Source organism: Deinococcus radiotolerans (genome assembly GCF_014647435.1).
GTDB classification, from domain to species: Bacteria; Deinococcota; Deinococci; order Deinococcales; family Deinococcaceae; genus Deinococcus; species Deinococcus radiotolerans.
The window spans coordinates 1-16,560 of record NZ_BMPE01000023.1; the positions used below are offsets into that span (position 1 = coordinate 1).

Annotated in this window: 24 protein-coding genes and 1 pseudogene; 5 read left to right on the forward strand and 20 right to left on the reverse strand. The window is 68.0% G+C overall.

Going from position 1 to position 16,560, the window contains the following annotated elements:
• Both IEY63_RS19535 and IEY63_RS19540 read right to left on the reverse strand, forming a co-directional pair.
• Positions 1–317: pseudogene (locus IEY63_RS19535) on the reverse strand (IS4 family transposase); the annotation flags it as partial.
• Between the two features lie 332 nt (positions 318–649).
• Complete coding sequence (locus IEY63_RS19540) at positions 650–1,783, reverse strand: glyoxalase superfamily protein (RefSeq protein WP_189070679.1); 1,134 nt, start codon at positions 1,781–1,783, stop codon at positions 650–652.
• Between the two features lie 268 nt (positions 1,784–2,051).
• Here IEY63_RS19540 and IEY63_RS19545 point away from each other — a divergent pair, with 268 nt between their 5' ends.
• From IEY63_RS19545 to IEY63_RS22530, 3 genes are all read left to right on the forward strand, one after another.
• A complete protein-coding gene (locus tag IEY63_RS19545; protein ID WP_189070680.1) occupies positions 2,052–3,572 on the forward strand; it encodes an RNA-binding domain-containing protein in 1,521 nt (506 codons plus the stop codon).
• Positions 3,573–3,640: 68 nt separating this feature from the next.
• On the forward strand, positions 3,641–4,675 hold the full coding sequence (locus tag IEY63_RS19550; protein ID WP_189070681.1) for a PIN domain-containing protein: 1,035 nt from the start codon (positions 3,641–3,643) through the stop codon (positions 4,673–4,675).
• A gap of 37 nt (positions 4,676–4,712) precedes the next feature.
• Positions 4,713–4,847, forward strand: coding sequence for a hypothetical protein (locus IEY63_RS22530; RefSeq protein ID WP_268239682.1), 135 nt, complete (start codon positions 4,713–4,715; stop codon positions 4,845–4,847).
• A 132-nt stretch (positions 4,848–4,979) separates the two neighbouring features.
• Here the strand turns inward: IEY63_RS22530 and IEY63_RS19555 are convergent, their stop codons facing one another.
• The 15 genes from IEY63_RS19555 to IEY63_RS19625 all read right to left on the reverse strand — a co-directional run bounded on the left by IEY63_RS19555 (position 4,980) and on the right by IEY63_RS19625 (position 12,372).
• Complete coding sequence (locus IEY63_RS19555) at positions 4,980–5,264, reverse strand: hypothetical protein (RefSeq protein WP_189070682.1); 285 nt, start codon at positions 5,262–5,264, stop codon at positions 4,980–4,982.
• A complete protein-coding gene (locus IEY63_RS19560) occupies positions 5,261–5,605 on the reverse strand; it encodes a hypothetical protein (protein WP_189070683.1) in 345 nt (114 codons plus the stop codon). The genes IEY63_RS19555 and IEY63_RS19560 overlap by 4 nt, the downstream gene beginning before the upstream one ends.
• Positions 5,606–5,612: 7 nt before the next feature.
• A complete protein-coding gene (locus IEY63_RS19565; RefSeq protein ID WP_229784821.1) occupies positions 5,613–6,167 on the reverse strand; it encodes a VRR-NUC domain-containing protein in 555 nt (184 codons plus the stop codon).
• The gene (locus IEY63_RS19570) at positions 6,164–6,574 is read right to left on the reverse strand and encodes an MBL fold metallo-hydrolase (protein ID WP_189070684.1); all 411 of its coding nucleotides are present in this window, start codon (positions 6,572–6,574) and stop codon (positions 6,164–6,166) included. The genes IEY63_RS19565 and IEY63_RS19570 overlap by 4 nt, the downstream gene beginning before the upstream one ends.
• Before the next feature lie 3 nt (positions 6,575–6,577).
• On the reverse strand, positions 6,578–6,835 hold the full coding sequence (locus IEY63_RS19575; protein ID WP_189070685.1) for a hypothetical protein: 258 nt from the start codon (positions 6,833–6,835) through the stop codon (positions 6,578–6,580).
• Positions 6,832–7,089 carry a hypothetical protein gene (locus IEY63_RS19580; protein WP_189070686.1) on the reverse strand — a complete coding sequence of 86 codons (258 nt, stop codon included), beginning with the start codon at positions 7,087–7,089 and terminating at the stop codon, positions 6,832–6,834. The genes IEY63_RS19575 and IEY63_RS19580 overlap by 4 nt, the downstream gene beginning before the upstream one ends.
• Positions 7,090–7,102: 13 nt before the next feature.
• Complete coding sequence (locus tag IEY63_RS19585; RefSeq protein WP_189070687.1) at positions 7,103–7,507, reverse strand: hypothetical protein; 405 nt, start codon at positions 7,505–7,507, stop codon at positions 7,103–7,105.
• 56 nt (positions 7,508–7,563) lie between these two features.
• Positions 7,564–7,989: a hypothetical protein gene (locus IEY63_RS19590; RefSeq protein ID WP_189070688.1), complete on the reverse strand. Its 426-nt coding sequence runs from the start codon at positions 7,987–7,989 to the stop codon at positions 7,564–7,566.
• A 9-nt stretch (positions 7,990–7,998) separates the two neighbouring features.
• Positions 7,999–9,549 (reverse strand): hypothetical protein, encoded by a 1,551-nt coding sequence (locus IEY63_RS19595; protein ID WP_189070689.1) that lies wholly within the window; start codon positions 9,547–9,549, stop codon positions 7,999–8,001.
• 264 nt (positions 9,550–9,813) lie between these two features.
• Positions 9,814–10,419 (reverse strand): hypothetical protein, encoded by a 606-nt coding sequence (locus tag IEY63_RS19600; protein WP_189070690.1) that lies wholly within the window; start codon positions 10,417–10,419, stop codon positions 9,814–9,816.
• Complete coding sequence (locus IEY63_RS19605) at positions 10,416–10,649, reverse strand: hypothetical protein (RefSeq protein WP_189070691.1); 234 nt, start codon at positions 10,647–10,649, stop codon at positions 10,416–10,418. Before IEY63_RS19605 ends, IEY63_RS19600 begins: the two co-directional genes overlap by 4 nt.
• A complete protein-coding gene (locus IEY63_RS19610) occupies positions 10,646–10,822 on the reverse strand; it encodes a hypothetical protein (protein ID WP_189070692.1) in 177 nt (58 codons plus the stop codon). Before IEY63_RS19610 ends, IEY63_RS19605 begins: the two co-directional genes overlap by 4 nt.
• On the reverse strand, positions 10,819–11,163 hold the full coding sequence (locus tag IEY63_RS19615) for a hypothetical protein (RefSeq protein WP_189070693.1): 345 nt from the start codon (positions 11,161–11,163) through the stop codon (positions 10,819–10,821). Before IEY63_RS19615 ends, IEY63_RS19610 begins: the two co-directional genes overlap by 4 nt.
• Before the next feature lie 103 nt (positions 11,164–11,266).
• Complete coding sequence (locus IEY63_RS19620) at positions 11,267–11,536, reverse strand: hypothetical protein (protein ID WP_189070694.1); 270 nt, start codon at positions 11,534–11,536, stop codon at positions 11,267–11,269.
• Positions 11,533–12,372 carry a hypothetical protein gene (locus IEY63_RS19625; protein ID WP_189070695.1) on the reverse strand — a complete coding sequence of 280 codons (840 nt, stop codon included), beginning with the start codon at positions 12,370–12,372 and terminating at the stop codon, positions 11,533–11,535. The genes IEY63_RS19620 and IEY63_RS19625 overlap by 4 nt, the downstream gene beginning before the upstream one ends.
• A 68-nt stretch (positions 12,373–12,440) precedes the next feature.
• Between IEY63_RS19625 and IEY63_RS19630 the strand changes: the two genes are divergently transcribed.
• Together IEY63_RS19630 and IEY63_RS22535 are read left to right on the forward strand one after the other, a co-directional pair.
• Complete coding sequence (locus tag IEY63_RS19630; protein WP_189070696.1) at positions 12,441–13,415, forward strand: site-specific integrase; 975 nt, start codon at positions 12,441–12,443, stop codon at positions 13,413–13,415.
• A gap of 48 nt (positions 13,416–13,463) precedes the next feature.
• Entirely contained in the window at positions 13,464–13,598 is a 135-nt protein-coding gene (locus IEY63_RS22535; protein ID WP_268239683.1) for a hypothetical protein, read from the forward strand.
• Between the two features lie 48 nt (positions 13,599–13,646).
• On the opposite strand, the gene IEY63_RS19635 is transcribed toward IEY63_RS22535, so the two are convergent.
• The 3 genes from IEY63_RS19635 to IEY63_RS19645 form a co-directional block, all read right to left on the reverse strand.
• The gene (locus IEY63_RS19635; protein WP_189070697.1) at positions 13,647–14,183 is read right to left on the reverse strand and encodes a hypothetical protein; all 537 of its coding nucleotides are present in this window, start codon (positions 14,181–14,183) and stop codon (positions 13,647–13,649) included.
• Positions 14,184–14,348: 165 nt separating this feature from the next.
• Positions 14,349–14,747, reverse strand: coding sequence for a hypothetical protein (locus IEY63_RS19640; RefSeq protein WP_189070698.1), 399 nt, complete (start codon positions 14,745–14,747; stop codon positions 14,349–14,351).
• A gap of 1,478 nt (positions 14,748–16,225) precedes the next feature.
• Positions 16,226–16,495, reverse strand: a complete 270-nt coding sequence (locus IEY63_RS19645; RefSeq protein ID WP_189070699.1) for a helix-turn-helix domain-containing protein — start codon at positions 16,493–16,495, stop codon at positions 16,226–16,228.
• Positions 16,496–16,560 lie beyond the last annotated feature (65 nt).

Here is a 16,560-nt window from a genome sequence, read left to right on the forward strand (position 1 = left end):
TGCTGTCCAAGTTTCCAGTTGGTGCGGTCGAGAATGAGGTCGACTGGGCCGGGCGGGAGAAAGGACATGGCGAATCGGGGGAACAGTGCCTCAGGAAACGGGAACTGGACGAACCGGCAGAGCCGCTGATATCGAGTCGTCAACGACCCTGGGAGAGCGACGTGCGTCTTCAAGCTGTACAGGACGACGGTCCGCGCCTGAATGACCGCCAGGATCAGTGCCGTGAAGACGACGAGGCGGCGAGCGTCCACAGGGAAAGCAGACCGCAAGGCGGTCTGCAAGGTATCGTGAGGTGGTCGGCTCCTAAGGGTTTTCATCGCAGAAATACCGTACAGGAGCCGACTTTCTGCTGCCTACTGCGCGTTTTGATGGGTAGTCAGGCGTGAAACACAAGGTATATGGCGGTTTCCGCTCGGCGGCAGGCAGACAGAACTTTGCGCGCATCAGGAGCTATATCTCGACGCTGGGCAAGAAGGGCCTGCAAGCAGATCAAGTGGCACAAAAGCCCAAACCATCCTTGACCAACACGCCATAGTCAGCGTGTTCACGGGGGGATACCCTCAATTCCAATTTCTTTATCTGATCGTCCTCTACTGAGCAGTTGCAGCAGATCTTTCAGTTGAGCCCAAACGCGGTTAAGGACGCTGCGTCAGGGTGTGCGGCGGACTCGTTGCTCTGCGTTTGCCGACTGAATGGTCGCGTGCATGACCTTCACCAGCTGGCGACCCTGGTTGGTCAAGTCTGGGTCGTCAATGGACGTGTCTGGCGTGATGTCGGACTTCGCCGCGTTCGCCAGCAACCCTGCGAGCTGCACATGACGAATGGCGTCATGAGCTGGATCCCCGGTGATCCGCAAGACATCCAGAACGTACGCCGCCAGCCCAGGCGTGTACGGCTCCTCGTACCGCTCGATTTCCAACCAAGGATAGTCGTCTACGAAGACAAGTTTGAGTCGGCGGCCCAGGACGTAATCGAAGTAGATGTGGCTCTTTTGCTCACGCCTGTGCCGCTGAAGTGCCTCCTGACCTTGAGCTGCGGTCATGGGCGCCGTTTCATAGGCGAAGACGCCTGCGTTAATGGGATACGCCGCGTTATAGAGCGCTGCCAGCACCGCACCCTGGTCAAGATCGCCAATAGGAACAAACCCGGCATGCGCTTTGGCCAGATGCGTAGCCACCCGCTCTGGCGTCCCGAACATATGTTTGTAGCCGTAATACTCCACAGTGCCACGAACCTCGCGCAGGTGCCGTGCCTGGACACCGGCCAAGTGTGTGGCCGTCACGTCATCGCCCTCCAAGAAGGCTCTGGCCCAGCCATGGGGCGGCTGCAACTCATTAAAAAATGAAGTCAGTTCTTCGAGCATCGCTACCACTTCAGGGTGCAGGCCTTCTGGGTGCGCCGTGTCCCGGAGCCACCAGGGAATGATGAGCGCGTCCCGATGCCGAAATGGCGGGTGGCCAGTCGGAAGGCGCGTCACGTAAGCAGCGGTAAACTCGGGCAGGGCAGGGGACGCCTTTGTGGTGGCCTCGCGGGCGAAGTACCAGTTCCGGTATCCGTGCAATGTGGCGACGGCCTCTAACGCCTTGGTGTGTTTGAGGGGCATCCCCAACATGGACAGGAACGTTTGCAACTGCCGGGCCTGCCGCTTGAGTTCGGCGGCATTCAGCGGTTCCGAAGCGCCTTGCATGGTGGCTGAGGCGGCCTGTTTGGCCTGGGCATCAGTCAGAAGGAGATCCGCGCGGCGCAGGCGAGCAATAAAGGGCGCGAGAGAAAGGTCGGACATGAAAACTCCTTGTGTCCGGAGAGTGTTCGAGGCCCCGCGATGTCGAACGTCCAGACGCAAGGAGCGGGTCTGAGGAGTTCAGAAGTAGGCTGCGGTTTGCCAGGCCAAAATGGCGCGGGGAGCTCGGGCTGCAGCGGCCCTTTGATCTCCACGATACACCATCGCCCCGGCTTTGAGAACCGCTCCCCGGATACGCTCGGCGCGTCTGTCGTGAAGTCCCAGGCCACCGAGGCTGACGTTCGGTATTCCATGCCGTAGCCTCCCTGGTATGGCGTTTGATCCCACAGACCCCGCCAGCTTAGAGGCCTTCCTCCGGGAGCAGATCAAGCGCGGTCGGGAACGCGACAAGCTGGACTTTAAGCAAGCCTGGCTCAGCGGGGCCGAGCAGCCGAAGAAAGGCGTGAACCAGCAGGCGAAACTGGAGCTCATCAAGGACATCAATGCGATGGCCAACACCTACAGCCTGGATTTCGAGGACTACGGCTTTTTGATTCTTGGCGTGACCCGGGCCGATAAACGCATCACGACCGACGTGCCCAACCTGCGCGACCCTGGCGTGGACAATCTGGAAGCGAGCATCGCGCAGTGGTTAGCGGAACATATGGAGCCGCAGCCCGATTTTTCCTTACACGCCTTTGAGGAACCGGGCGTGGGGACCTGGGGCGCGCTGATCATTGAACCCAATCAATCACCGCCGTTCGTATTCAAAAAGGACGGGACGTATCAACTGCCCTCTGGCAAGACGGACAAGATGTGGCATGAAGGGGAGTGGCGGCTGCGGCGCAATGCGGTAACCATCCGCCCGCAGCCCCGGGATTACACCGAAGTGCTGCGCATTCGGATTCAGAGCGCTATGGAACCCTTGCATCGGGAAGTCGCTGCCCTACGCCAACAGGTATACCAGCTTGAAGGACGCATACAGGGCCTGCAACAAGCTAATCAGGCGGAGATCGAAGTGGCATTGGAAACGTCTGGGCAGCCTGTGGATGCAGTGACCTTTACGACGGCGCGGCAAGCGGGCGAGGGTGTTCTGGCGGAATACCAGCCCAAAATCAAGGCACTGCACGAGAAGGTCGCTTCACGACCGCCTGAGCGGGCTGAACGTCTAGAAAGGCAGATGCGTACCCAGTATGGGTGGTACGACCTTGTGACGTTATTTGACGCTTTCTTGAAAGATCCCACTTCAGTCCACAGAGGTTCGTGGAATATGAGTGAACTGCTCCCATTCATGCACACTTGGAACTTGGACGTTCAAGAAAGTGACCGTTTATTTCCTCAGGCTGGGTATTACCGGCCTAATAACCGCGACTCGAGTCGCCCAATGGCGCTCCTGGGTCCAGACACGGCACGTGCAGAGGCCTATCTGGAACTTTTGACACTCAGCCGGGACTTGAAGCCGCAGGTCGAAAAGGCTGCAAACAGGGCACCGTACCGGGAATTTCAACTGCGATTTGCCAATATCAGTGCCGTTTCTGCGGGGGCACTGCGCTTCGAACTACGCTGTATCAGTGGCGCTTCGATCTACCAGTTCGCTCCTGGACCGAAGGGGAGTGGATCGGTCTTCGGTGCAACACTTACGAAGGACGCCCCAATGCGTCTTCCCGTCTTTGAAGGCGCCAGACCGGAACTGTTCCCCGGAGACGTGTGGATTCCACCAGTCTTTGCATTGAAGTTTGGCGAAGCAGCCAGCACCGTTCTTCTTGAAGGCACACTCTGGGCCGCTAATCTCCCGACGCCTAAAACCTTCCGACTTGACTTTCAGGCCACACCTACTGCCCAGACCGACTGATGCTGGCCTGCAGGGGCTTTGCTTGTCCGCCGCCATGTCATTTCTGTCCAGCCGCTAAGGTGAGTGGCATGCTTGAGCCGCGCCATCCCCGCACCCTACCCCGCCTCACGGTGAACCTTTCGGGCCGGACGGTTGTGCTGCTCATTGATGCCAACGTCATCATCAAGGACCTGCGAGCCGTGGTGAAGCAGCCTGGCGCGTCCCCCGCCCTCTTTGAGTTGCTTGACGCGCCGCACGGCCGCCTGGTCATGTCGGCCGGGGACGTGGCGGAAGTGGCCCCAGGCCTCACACGCCTGGAGCGCACCATCCGCCTGAAATTCCCTCAGGAGGCCGACGCCATGTGGCACCTGTGGATGACCCGAGTACAGGATCGGATGTTGTTTCTGGATCCGGCCGGGGTACCAGATACGACCCTCAGCGCGGCCGTGCGCGCGCCGAATCGAGACCCAGACGATGCGGACCTTGCCCTGCTGGGCTGGGTGCTTGATGCGGACGGCCTCCTGACCTATGACGGACAAGCGTTCGGTGGGCTGGTGACGACGATGGGTACCCCAGGCGTTGGGGGGCATGGCACGTATCTGTGCGCGTTCCGGGATGACCTGCGGGTGGATGAAATCGTGGCCATGATGGTGGGTGTTCCGCTGCAGGTCCTGGCCGTCGGGACCGTAGGGATTCACGAGGCCCTGAAAAAGCGGGGGGTCAGCCCCGCCCTGCAGGCGGTTGGGGCGCTGGGCCTGGGCGCCATGCTGGCCCTGTGGCCCGCGAGCCGGGCGGTGATTGGGCGGGCAGTGATGCAATATGGCGAACTGACCATGAGCATGACGCCCACCATGGAAGTCAGGAATCAGCTGCAAGAGGTACGGGCGCGGGTGAAGCCAGCGTGGCCCGCCACCGATGATCCGGTGATCCGCTGTGCCCGTTACCTTGTGCGCGTGCGGGGCACGCAGACCTGCACGGAACTGGTGACGCATCTCAAATTGCCGCTCACAGCGGGCGAGTTGTACGGCCGTCTGCAGGCTTACCCGGGGCTGTTCCAGGAGCAGGAGCGTCGGCGCTGGATTATCCGGAGGACTCCGATGACGTCGCCGTCCGCCCTAACTTGAGGCAGTAACTCGCGACGGTGGGTACCAGGCTGACCCAATGTCCCCCCACGCTCAGGCGAACGTCGCGCAGCTCGCGCTGCTGAGCACCCCGCTCACCGACGCCGCTGAGGCTCCTAAAACTGACATGCACAACCCCTGGATGAGTTTGAGAACGAAATCCTCGACATCTTGATCGTGGGTCGGAGGGGGTCGCAGCGCGCCGTGCCGCCCATGCGCTGGCGGCGCTGAGCGTGGTAGTCCCCGAGCATCGCCTCGCTGTACGGGATGAGCCGCACCCGCACGGCGTCGTTCAGGTGCACGCCGGTCACCAGTGAACCCTCACTGTGGCGAGGCATCCGGGCTGGTGGGTGGGCGCGTCGAGTTCGAACCCCCTGGTGCGCAGGGCGCTGGCGAGGTCCTCGGGCACGGGGTAGGGGAGATCCACGTTCCGCTCGTCGTCCTGCTCGAACGCGTTCATCAGCAGTTCCAGGCACGCCTGGAGGTGGTTGCGGCCCAGTTGCGCCCGGCGGAGCTCTGCGGCGCGGCGCACCTCCAGCGCGGTCGGGAGGCTGCTGATTGTGATCAGCGGGGTATTGGTGTCGCCGGTCATGCTTGCTCCGGGTCCAGGGCGAGGTGGGCGGCTTTCAGCTGCTCGCCTGACACCACCGCGCTATGCTCACACGACACCACGGTGTCAGTCAGGCTGGGGCGCCACTTGTGCTGGGGGCAGGCGGACAGCGGCTGATTGGGGTTGATCTCCCCCAGCACCACGCGGCCCACGCGCAGGTCCAGGCTCACGCGCTCGGCGTGCAGGCCGGGCAGGAGACGCAGCCGGGCGGGCTCGCTGAAGCTCGGGTCGTGGGCGGCGCCGCGCTGGTGCTGGGCCAGGACGCGGATGCCGGACGGGGCGAGGAAGGCAGCGACGAGCAGGGAGAGCAGGAACAGGGTCATGTGAGCCTCACTTGTGTCCGAGCGGGGGGAGGGGATGGTCGTCGAGGGGGGTCTTGCTGCGCGGCGTCCACCGGGTGGCAGGCGGGGCGGGCAGGAAGTACTCGAGGAGCACGCGCCGCGCGTCGCGCCAGCCCCAGGCGGCGTCGGCGTGGTACCCGGCGTGGCGCAGGTGCACGATCCAGGCGCGCTGGTCGGGGCGGAGGGTGCCGGTCAGGCTTTTGAGTTCCAGGCGCAGCCCGGCGCGGCCGTGGATGGGGTGGTCGAGGGCCAGGTCCGGGTACCCGGTGCGGGTGCCCATGCGCAGCAGCCGGGCGGCCTCGGGGCTGTAGCGCTGGCCGCTACGACTGACGCGCTGCTCGCGTTTGCCGCCGTTCGGCACGTGGAACAGGAGGGCCAGGGGCGGCAGGTCCGGGATGTGCGCGGCCGCCCAGACGATCAGGTTGACGTGGTGCCGTTCCTCGTCCCACGCCTGCTCGGGCACGTCAGTGCGCAGCCGCTGGGCGCGGTTGTCCTCACTCCGGGCCTCCTGCAGGAGGCGCTGCGCGGCGGCCGTGACGCTCACGACTGGCCCTCGAGGTGCGCGGCGACCCGCTGGGCGACCTCGTCGCCGTGCTCGGCGCGCACCGCGCGCAGGTGCGGGGCGATCACCTGCAGGTCCCACAGGGTGCTCAGGCGGATCTCGCCCGTGCCGGTCAGGACGTACCCGTGCCGGGCGCCGCGGCGGACGCTGCGGGTCCAGCTCTCCTGGCCGAGGTTTTCCCAGGTGCGGTACGCGAGGCTGGTGGGCCGCGCCGGGTCCTGCCCGAAGCGCAGGTAAGGCGTGCCGGCCCGCGCGCTGCGCTTCAGGACGCGGGTGATGGCCGTTTCGAGGTCGGTGGGTTCCTCATCGACCAGGACGCGCAGGAGGTGATGTTCGGGGCTCAGGGCCGCGTAGTTGAGGGGCGGGAGTGTGAACGGGTCGGTGGTCAAGGGTCAGTCTCGCTTGTGGGGGCTGGGGCTGGCCTCGCCGGAGCGGGGCGGACGCGGGGTGCGGGTGCGCTGCACGAAGTCCTGGCAGCCCGCGTCGGGGTGGGTGTAGAGGGTGGAGCCGTGTGAGGTGGCTAGGCCGCTGAAGTTGCGATGCGCCCAGTGCTTGCAGGCGCGGTACCCGTCGTATTCAGCACCGATGTTTTTCGGGGCGGCCTGGCCGTGCTGGGTGCAGTCGTGGCAGCAGCCGGGGCGTGGGATCACGTCTGCTCCGGGGTGAACGGGATGAGCAGGAACTGTCCGCCGGCGTTCGCCTGCCGGCGCTTCAGCGCGGCCTTTGCGTCCTTCTCGCTCCGGGTATCCGTGCGGCTGAACAGCGGGCAGGTCCGGTACCCGTTCGGCGTCCGGTACCGGAGGGAGGCGACCGGGTCACCGGTGGGCACCAGCCCGGCTTTCTTCAGGCCGGTGCGGCTGGCGAGGCTGGGCGGGCAGGTCTCGTACTCGGGCAGGTCGGACATGGGCAAACCTCCGTCAGGGGAAAGGGGGCCAGATCTGGGTCCAGTCGCCGTCCACGCCGAGGCGGACGATGACGCCGGTGGGGCGGGCGACCGCCTGGCTCTGCACGGGGAGGCTGGCGTTGCCGAGCGTGATGCCCGCGAGTTCAGCGGCGCCGCGGAGCAGGCCGATCGGGGCGAGATCCGTCCACGTGTCGGCCACGCCGCGCTCATCCAGGGCGAGCTGCGCGAGGGTGGTGAGGGCGGCCTCGAAGCGCTGCGCGTCCCACACGGTGTGGATCTGCCGCGCGGCGAGCAGGTTCAGCAGGGCGGCGGTGGCGGCCGCGCCGGACGTGTCCCCGGCGATGACCTGCGGGGCGACGTCCGGCAGGAACGACGCCCACCAGTGCGCCAGGGCGGCGGCGGGTGAGTCTGGGGTCACGGGTTGTCTCCAGGCGTGCGGTCACCCGGCCGGGGCGGGGCGGGTGGGGGAGAGGGTCAGTGGACGGTGGGCGCCCCAAGGAGGTGCCGGACCTGATCCAGGGTGCTGCGGCTCATGCCGAGGGCCGCGGCGATCGTCTGCCGGTTGTCCGCGGTGAGGGGCGCGACGTGCTGGAGCAGACCGAGGCGGTCAGGGACGCCCTGCCGGTCGCTGCGCATCAGTTGCACCTGCAGCAGCACCGCCGCGAACTCCGCCTCGCGGGGGCTGGCGGTCCAGGGCACCACGCGCGTCCCGGCGAGGCGCTCCGTGTCGTGCGGGGCGAGTTGGTCGGTCAGCGCGCGCGGCAGGGCGCTGATGCCCGGCCAGGTGCTGCCGGCCGTGAAGGTGACGGTGTCGTCCGCGCCGATGATGACGACGGCGCCCTCCAGCACGGTCCACGCGTGGGCCAGATCCGGCCCGCGGCGCTTTGGGTTGTAGGTCATGGGTGGGCCTCAGCTGGCGGTGGCCACCGGCTCGTACTGGCGGTGAAGGTCCATCAGGCTCAGGGTGTCACCGTCGAACAGCGTGACCTTCGGGCCGTCCACGGCCAGGATCATGACCACGTGTCCCTGGCGCTTGTGCCGCCACTGCTTGCCCTTGGCGACGTGCTCGGCCTGCGGGACGGGGATCTCCGGGACGTAGTCCAGGCGCTGGATGCGGCCCAGCTGGGCGTGCACGCTGCGGTCGATGGTGGACGTGTCGTGGTTGACCAGCTGGACGCGGTACGTCGCGGCGGTGACCAGTTCGACCACGCCGTCGATGCCGCCGATGCGGACGCCGTCGCCGGGTTTGAGCATCGGGTCGGTCCCCAGGGCGCTGGAGGCACCCTCCGCGGCTTTCTCCGCGCCGACCGCGCCGATCAGGCGGTCCAGGGCGCGGTAGAACAGCGTTTTCATGTTGGCCGCCTCGCGCTGCGCTTCGCGGCTGGCGGTCAGTCCGGCGAGGTTGATCTCGTCGGCGGTGAGGCGCGTCCACCACTGCGCGCGGGGCAGGTCTCGCACCGGGGTGTTCTCGTTCAGCGTCTTGTTGACCAGGGTGCCGCCGTACCGGATCAGCAGCGCCATCTCGTTACTCTTGCGGCCCCAGCTGGTGCGGGCGGCCAGTTCCGCCTGGGGGACCGGGCGGATCTCGCTGACGCTGGCCAGCGCCGCGGCCGCCGCGCCCGGAACCTGTGCAGTACTCGTGGCGGTATCGATCCGACCACCAGCGGTGCCACTGTCCAGATCCTGAGAGGGCGTGTGACCCCTGGCCGCGCCAGCGGCCGCGCCGTCAGGCGCCTGCCCTTGATCCGTTGACCCTCCTGCCCCTGAGGAGGAGAAGGCGGCAGTCCCGGGGCTGGGGGGACGCTCCCCTTCTTCTTCTCTTTCCTTTCCTTGTTCTTCCCCCTTTTCTTTGAGTGTTCCACTGGTGAGAACAGGGGTGTTCTCAGTGTCGGAACAGGGGTGTTCTCGCATTGAGAACAGGTTTTTTCCGAAATTGGTCTTGGTGCCCAGAAAACCTGTACTCACAGTGAGAGCAGGTTTTTCTGCCGCTTCCGGAATACCTGTACTCACAGTGGGAACAGGTTTTTTCGGGCGGCCCGGACCCCGCTTCTGCGCCTGTTTGGCTTCGAGGCCTGCGAGGTACGTGGCGTGCAGGCGGCTCAGTTCATCGAAGTCGACCCACCAGATCTCAGGGCGCGACGTCTTCTGGTCACCGGGCTGGAAGCTGAACACCTGGGGCAGGGCCTTGAGGACGTCCGCCTTGGCCTCGTCGAGGCGGCGGGCAGTCCACTTGGTGATCGTGCGGGTGTACCGGGTGCTCAGGCGGGCACCCCGGTCCCCTTCGCCCGCCCAGCTGATGATCAGGTAGGCGAACGCGAAGGCGTCGGTCCCGGCGACGGGCATGAACTCGTCACGCAGGTAGTTGGGAATGATCGTGAAGCCGTAGTTAAAGCTGCCCTTCGCCTTGACGGCGAGGGTGGGGGTGGTGACGCCGTTTTCGGCGGCCTGTGATGCATTCACGGTGGTTCCTCGGACAGCCCACCTTCCCGGGTGGCGAGGGCCTGCGGCGTGGGTGCCGCTTCAGTCAATTGACCGGAGCACGTATGCCGTCTAAGATACGTGCAGGCCGACAGCCTCGTAAGAGGCCGTTTTGGCGCAGAGGGGTCTCAATCCATCCGCATCAGCTGTATCCCGCTCCGTGTTTCCCGACACGGGGCGGGTTCCTTTCAGGCAGATGTCAGCGGTGCCTTACCGGGATGATGCGAATGTATCACGCTCATGTGATCAAGGCTCCTTTTTCACGAGGTCCTGGAACTCCTCTGGCCAGCGCTGGGCGTGCCACTTCAACTCCCAGCGCAGATCACCCCCCTTCAGGCCCTTCAGGGCGTCCAGGCGGGCTTCCATCATCTGCGGGGTGAAGTTCGTCGGGTGCCACGGTGCGCCGGGCCGCAGCAGCACAGCTCGCACCTCGGCTTCGAACGCAGCGACGCGTTCTTTGCGAGCGTCCGCCTCATCCTTCGTGACCGGCGCGGCCGGACCTGGCGGGGCGAACACCGGCGGATCGGGATCTTCCGCCTCGAGGCTCGGGGTGACGATCAGGTACCGCGTGCCGCTGTGGTTGTCTAGGCGCACGTCGTGCAGCGTCCAGCCGACCGCCTCGGCGACCGTTCGGGCTTCCTCCGGGCTGGGCTCCCCGCCGCGCGGGCGGGATAGGACCATCCGGTCGCCGTCAACGTCGGCGATCACCCGGACGCGCAGGCCGTTCGGGAGGTTCACCGGCACCTGCTTCGTGTCCCGGCGCGCCTCGGCCATGGCCAGCGCGAGCTGCTCGGCGAGGCGGTTGGCGCCCGCTTCCGCCTTGAACGTCTCGGGCTCGTCGAAGAGCGTCACGGGGGGCCCTGCCGGGTCAGGGGGTTCGCCTCGCGGTCCACCAGGGCGCGCGTGGCGTCGAGCAGCAGGGCCTGCCCGGCCGGGGCGTGCACGAACGCATGCACCCGGTCGACGTCCTCGTCGGGGTTGGGGTCGGTGCGGACCACCACCACGAGCACGGCCACGTTCGGCAGTTGTTGCGCCTGGACGAGCACGTCCTCCAGGCCGTCGATGACGCGCCGCACGCTCACGGCTCGGTCGGGTCCTGGGGCAGGTCCTGCAGGAGCTGGTCGACCTGGCGGTTCAGGGTGACGGTCTGCCAGACGAACAGGCCGAGCGCGCCGCCCATCGTGCCGATCAGGAACGCGACCAGCAGCAGCAGCGCGTACTGCCACGCGGCCAGCACCACCACCTCGCCGGTCACGCCTGCACTCCGCGCGGGCCGGGCGTCAGGTCCGCCAGGGCGGCGTCCAGCGCGTCGAGGCTCAGCACGCCGTACGGGTCCTCGATCAGGCCTTCCTCGGCGAGGAGCATGGTGCTGAGCAGGCTGCTCCTCGCCACCAGGACCTGCGCGGCGCTCATCGGCTCGGGCAGCTGCTGATGCGCGCGCAGGTGGTCGCGCAGCGCCTCGAAGGCTCCCGTGGGACTGCCGTGCTCCCCGGCCAGTTGGAGGGAGACGTTCAGGCTGCCGGCCAGGGTCAGGGCGGTCGAGCGGACCGGCAGGTCCGGGTGGGGGGGCGGGGTGGTGGGCTGCAGGGTGGGCATGGGTCACCTCGGGGATGGGTGAAGCCCCAGCCGGGTGGCTGAGGCGGTCTGGGTCAGGCCGGGTGGTCAGGCAACGTCACATAATCCGTATTACGTGATGGCGTTACCCGGTCCGGCGGTTTGAGGGGGGGACGCTGACCTGCAGGTGGGCGGGGCCGCGGCCGTGCTTGATCTTCAGCACGTACCCCTGCGCTTCGAGGTGCGCCCGGGCGTCGGGGGTGAGGGGCAGGTCGAGGGAGAACGTGTCCTGCCCCCGCCGCAGCGCCCGCTGGAGTTCGTACTCGGCCCGTTCGAGCTGCGCGTCGGTGGGGTTGATCCCGCCCTGCTGCGCGCGGGCCTGGGCGGCCGGGGTGACGGTCACGGTGCGCGTCATGAGGCGTCCTGGGTCTGCCGGGCGGCCTGCTCGAACAGCTGGGCGGGTGTCTGGTCGAGGCGGCGCAGGTCGGCCGCCCACAGCCAGACGTCCTGGCCCGGCGGGATCTCGTGGCGGCGCCGGAGGTCGGCGCGCAGGCGGTCGAGTGGCGCGGGCGGTTCGGGCACGTCGAGCAGCTGCACCCCTGGGCCTTCGGCGTCCACGCGCTCGGCGTTCTGGCTGTTCACGCGGGTGTAGCGCGCCAGGAACGTCGGGAAGTGCTGACGCATCCAGCCCTCGCTGACGTGCAGCATCCCGGCGTTCAGGGCGTCCTCGTGGGTGAGGTCACTCAGGCGCACCAGCCGGACGTGGGTGGGCTGCGCGGCGAAGCGGGCGAGGTGCGCGCGCAGCGTGTCGGGCTTGCGCCAGCGGGTCGGGGCGCGCCCGAAATCCCAGCGGTAGTCGCCTTCCTCGTCGGGCTGGTACCCGGTGCGCTGGAGGTCCTCGATGCTGCCCCGGATCAGTTCGGACAGCAGGGGCTCACGCACGGGCAGCCACTCGGCGCGCGCGTACCCGTCCGCGCCGTAGTCCACGGCCACGTGGCCGGCCTTCCAGGCGCCGACCCGCCAGCGTTCCTTGATGGCCACCGGTCGGCCGACCTTCAGGGCCGGGCGGAGCACCAGGACCTCGTCGGGCAGGTGGAACGCCACGGCCGCGCTGTCCGGCTCGGGGACGGCCTGCACGTCGGCGGGAACGGGCGTGCCGTCAGGCGTGTGAAGCGGCCGGCTGAAGTGCGTGACGGCACCTGCGGTTTTCAGCTGGAGGATGAGGGGTGTGGTCAACCGGAGGCTGTTCATGCGGTCTCCTGTGCCGCCCAGCTGAGGCTGGGGCGGGGGGGGGCGGTGTGGGGGGCTATGCTGGGCGCATGTCGCTCGCGCTCGTGCAGCACAACCTGGAGTTGCAGGCCCGCGCCGACCGGGTCGCGGCGCTCGAACCCGAAGCGCGGCGCCGCGAGGCGGTGCGCGCCGCGCGGGACTCGGACGTGGAGGCGCTGTGGGCGCTGGTGGAGTCGTTCCTGGTGACGCAGGGCCAGCGGGGCGCGCGGGTGAGTCACCACACCCTGTCGAGTTACCGCACCGGCCTGCAGGTGTTCCTGGACTGGGCGGGCCCGGCGGGCGTGAGCCTGCTGCGCCCGGGCGGCAGTGACGGGTACCGATTTACTCGGCACCTGGAGGGCCTGAAGCTGGCGCCGTCGAGTGTCCGCACGCGCCTGGCGGCCGCGCGGGCGCTGTACGGGGCGCTGCGCTGGAGTGGCGCGACCGACGCCGCGCCGTTCACGGACGTCCGCACCGCGCCTGATCCGACGCCGCGGCACGAGAAGCGCAAGCCGTACAGCGACGCGGACCTCGCGGCGATGCTGCTCGCGGCCGGGCCACAGGAGACGGTGATCGTGCTGCTCGGCGCGCACTGCGGGCTGCGCAACGCGGAGATGCGGTCCCTGGCGTGGGGCGACGTGCACCTGGAGGGTGAGGCGCCGTTCGTGAACGTGCAGGGCAAGCGCGGGCGGCGCCAGGACGTGGCGCTGTCCCGCTCGGCGGCCGCGGCGCTCCGGGCGTGGCGGGGGATGCGGGGCGCGGTGAAACCGAGCGACCCGGTGCTGCTGATCCGCTCGTCGCGGAACGTGGGCCGCGCGGTCGAGCGGGTCTGCCGGGCCGCGGGCGTCACGTACGAGGGCCGCGAGGTGCACGGCCTGCGCCACAGCGCCGGCACAAAGGTCTACGTGGCGACCAACGACCTGCTGGCGGTGCGGGACACGCTGCGCCACCGCACCATCGACAGCAGCGAGATCTACGTCGATTACGCCCGCGCGCAGAAACCGAAGGTCAACGCGGACTGGTGAACGCCCGTCGCCCGGGTATGACATCGTACTCGGCGGAGGGAAAACTGCATGTCAAACTTCACGAGCTGGTGGCAACGCACTCCGAAGGCCAATAAGCAAGTGCTGCTGGTGCTCTGCTACACGTTCATTGCAACGCTTGGCATCAACATAGGCCGGGCGTTGTTCCAGGCCCTGCACGGCTGACCCTCATCGATAGGCGTGGCGTGGCATCTGCCACGCCACGCTTCTCTATCAGCGCCGCCTGCGGCCTTTGTTCTTCGGGCCTTTCTTGCCCGCCCGGACGGCCGGGCGGGCCTGTGGGGGCTTGGGTTTGGCCTGGGGCGGCTGGGGCGGGGCGGGCGCGGCCGCGCGGGCTGGTTTGGGGGGCGGCCGGTCGGGGATCTCGCGGCCGCCGTGGATGGGGCCGTGCTGGCCCCAGAAGTCGATGCTCTCGTTCGGGTGGGGCGCGCGGACCTCGCTCTGCGCGACGACCAGCATGAAGGTGCGCGGCGCCTGGCCCGCCTCGTGATGCGTGAACGCCCAGGCGTACGCGGTGACGCCCGGCACCAGGCGGTGCGTGCCGAGTTCTGAAGGTGCGATGGGCCGCAGGACGCGGGTGGGTACGCCCCGCTCGATTCGCACCACGAACACCTGCAGGTGCGCGATTGCCTCGCGCATCAGGGTCAGGCCGTCACTGGTGTGACGCGGGGGCAGCTGGGTGGGCGTGAAGTGAATGCGCGCGAGGTCCATCCGGGGCAGCAGGGCGGACAGGAGTACGGGACTGATCATGGACGGCCTCTCTGAACGGGGCGGCGGGCGGGGCGGTCTGCGGGGGCACCTCCAGGGGTGGACTGGCCAGGGTGGGCCGCTGGCCTGCGGCGGGTGGTCGGGCGGCAGCGGCGGTGGCCGCCTGAGCCCGGTGCGGGAGGGCGGGGGGCCCTCCGGAGGGGAGCGTCAGCGGATGCGGAGCAGACGCAGCACGCGGCGCCACGGCGTGAAGGTCTGGACTTCGCGGGGGAGCGGCACCAGGCGGGTGTCGCCGGGCGGATCTGGCGCCTCGGGCCACGTGACGCGCAGCTGCCCAGTGGGCTCGTCATCGAGCAGCTGGTACGTCACGCGGTACCCGATGCGGTGGAATTCGAACGCCAGCCGGACGACCTGCTCCGGCTGGACGTGCAGGTCCAGGAACGTGGTCCTGCGCGCGGCTTCGAGCACCTCGCCGTGCAGGAGCTGCTCGAACTGCGCGGCGATCTGTTCGTCGGGCGTGAGGAGTGGGTTGTGCGCCTGGTGGATGCGCGCGGCCTCCTGCGCCGTCAGGTGCGGCTCGTCCTGCGTTGTCTTGATGAGCGCCATAAGGTCTCCTGTGGGTCCCGGTGGCGGGAGTCGAACCCGCGCGGTCCGGCCTGGACCGGGATAAACCCCCCGGTGACGGGGGGTGTGCCATGGCTCAGTGTCGTCTGGGCGGGGGGCTGCGGGAACGGGGGTGGGGTGTGTTCAGCGTGGATCTCCGGTGCCGGGTTTGACCCCCCGGCGGGGCGGTGGGGCGGCCTGCGGGCCGTCGCGTATGGAGGGGCCGCGCGGTGCTGGGGCATGGGCGGGCGCCCTCCACGGGCGAGCATCAAGAGGTGGGGCCGCCCTCGTCGGTGGGCGGCCCCTGAGGACCGTGCAGCCTGGGGGCTGCGGCGCTGTGCTGGAGGTGGGTCCGCGCGTTTGCCCAGGCGGGTGGGGTGACATCCCGGTGTGCAGGGCCGCCAGGGGCGGTTCGCTGCGGGTGGGGGGGCTGTCCACGGGCCGTGCACCAGGGGGTGCGTGCCTGCCGGTCCATGCCCGGCTCAGACTCCTGCGCGGCTGATCGGCGCGGGCGGGACGCCTGCTCACTGCGGACCGGTGCCGCCGGTCGCGGGACGCACCTGACCCACGGCGTCATAGGCGGGCTCAGCACTTGTCGGGCTCCCCCGTGCACGGGAGGCGCTGAGCACCCCAGATCTGGGGGCGGGGCTCGCCAGGGCCCCTCTTTGGGAGTTCCGAACCTGAGTCCCGGCGCAGGAGGTTCGCGCGGTCAACCGGGGGCCGGTGCAGGAGGCCGCTTCGGTGTCTCGCTGGTCGCCGCTCTGGGGAGCGGGGGGAAGGCCTGGGCGCACGGTGCGCCTGGGCGGAGGTGATCACGCCGCTGCCTAAGCGGCGCCGATTCCGTCTCCGACTTACCAGGGTCGGGGGGAGGCGGTGTGGAGCGGGCCGGACTTGAACCGGCAGCCCACCAGCTGGGGCCGCTCCGTGACGCGCCCGGTCATCTGGGCGCGAGGGGTGAGTGGATCGGGGCGGCGTATCGCGCCGCTTCGCGCGCCCAGTTCGGCCGGGCGCCAGCCCACGCTTTGCTGCTCTCGGCCGCGGGGTGGCCTCTAAAGTTCGCCGCGCATGCCGGGTCGAGCCTGACTCGGGAGTTCGCGGTGGGGGGGTACTTCAGCGCAGCGGACCGTCGGCTGTGGGCTCCAGCAGGGTGCCTTCAGGGGGGTGTCGTGGTGGGTGTGGCCATCCGCTCGGCCATCCAGTCACAGGCCCTGAAGCCCTGCTGTCACGAACCTGGACGTTCCTGCCCGGCCCGCGGATGGGGCTGGGCGCTCGTCGGGTGACGCTGCGGGGATCTGGCGATGTCATGCGTCTCGCACGGGGTGCGTGCTGGTGGGCGTTCGCCCTGGAGTCCCGTCGTTGCGGCGGTCGGGTTATCGCCTGAGGAGGCATGAAAAAGACCCGCTGGGCGCGGGTGCGTTCAGGATCGGGTTACGGACCACCCAGGTGTGGCAGCCCTTGGAGTCGCAGCATGCGGTCGACGATCATGACGGCACCTGATGCTGAGGGGATGGTGCCGATGCGTTCGCCGGCGCGGGTACGGGTTCAATCAGGTCGTCGATGGCCACGCCGTAGTAGGCGGCGATGCGGTTAATCGTGTTGTACCGGAATTGTTCGGTTTTCCGGCCAGCTTCAAGACCGGCCAGTGTGCGCTTATCCAGTTTCAGTTCGGCGGCGACATCGGCCGGGTCTTTTGAGCCGCGTAATTCCACCAGCTTCAGGTGTTTGACGCGCATCTCTGGTGACAGTGGCATGCACAGAGTGTAGGGTTACCCGCCACTATTGGCAAGCGTGACTGTGTAGGTTCACCCGACATAAC

Bases quoted from the DNA above. Each gene is read 5' to 3' on its own strand.
- IEY63_RS19540 (WP_189070679.1), bottom strand. From the start codon at position 1,783: ATGTCCGACCTTTCTCTCGCGCCCTTTATTGCTCGCCTGCGCCGCGCG.
- IEY63_RS19545 (WP_189070680.1), top strand. From the start codon at position 2,052: ATGGCGTTTGATCCCACAGACCCCGCCAGCTTAGAGGCCTTCCTCCGG.
- IEY63_RS19550 (WP_189070681.1), top strand. From the start codon at position 3,641: ATGCTTGAGCCGCGCCATCCCCGCACCCTACCCCGCCTCACGGTGAAC.
- IEY63_RS22530 (WP_268239682.1), top strand. From the start codon at position 4,713: ATGTCCCCCCACGCTCAGGCGAACGTCGCGCAGCTCGCGCTGCTGAGC.
- IEY63_RS19555 (WP_189070682.1), bottom strand. From the start codon at position 5,264: ATGACCGGCGACACCAATACCCCGCTGATCACAATCAGCAGCCTCCCG.
- IEY63_RS19560 (WP_189070683.1), bottom strand. From the start codon at position 5,605: ATGACCCTGTTCCTGCTCTCCCTGCTCGTCGCTGCCTTCCTCGCCCCG.
- IEY63_RS19580 (WP_189070686.1), bottom strand. From the start codon at position 7,089: ATGTCCGACCTGCCCGAGTACGAGACCTGCCCGCCCAGCCTCGCCAGC.
- IEY63_RS19590 (WP_189070688.1), bottom strand. From the start codon at position 7,989: ATGACCTACAACCCAAAGCGCCGCGGGCCGGATCTGGCCCACGCGTGG.
- IEY63_RS19615 (WP_189070693.1), bottom strand. From the start codon at position 11,163: ATGCCCACCCTGCAGCCCACCACCCCGCCCCCCCACCCGGACCTGCCG.
- IEY63_RS19620 (WP_189070694.1), bottom strand. From the start codon at position 11,536: ATGACGCGCACCGTGACCGTCACCCCGGCCGCCCAGGCCCGCGCGCAG.
- IEY63_RS19625 (WP_189070695.1), bottom strand. From the start codon at position 12,372: ATGAACAGCCTCCGGTTGACCACACCCCTCATCCTCCAGCTGAAAACC.
- IEY63_RS19630 (WP_189070696.1), top strand. From the start codon at position 12,441: ATGTCGCTCGCGCTCGTGCAGCACAACCTGGAGTTGCAGGCCCGCGCC.
- IEY63_RS22535 (WP_268239683.1), top strand. From the start codon at position 13,464: ATGTCAAACTTCACGAGCTGGTGGCAACGCACTCCGAAGGCCAATAAG.
- IEY63_RS19635 (WP_189070697.1), bottom strand. From the start codon at position 14,183: ATGATCAGTCCCGTACTCCTGTCCGCCCTGCTGCCCCGGATGGACCTC.
- IEY63_RS19640 (WP_189070698.1), bottom strand. From the start codon at position 14,747: ATGGCGCTCATCAAGACAACGCAGGACGAGCCGCACCTGACGGCGCAG.
- IEY63_RS19645 (WP_189070699.1), bottom strand. From the start codon at position 16,495: ATGCCACTGTCACCAGAGATGCGCGTCAAACACCTGAAGCTGGTGGAA.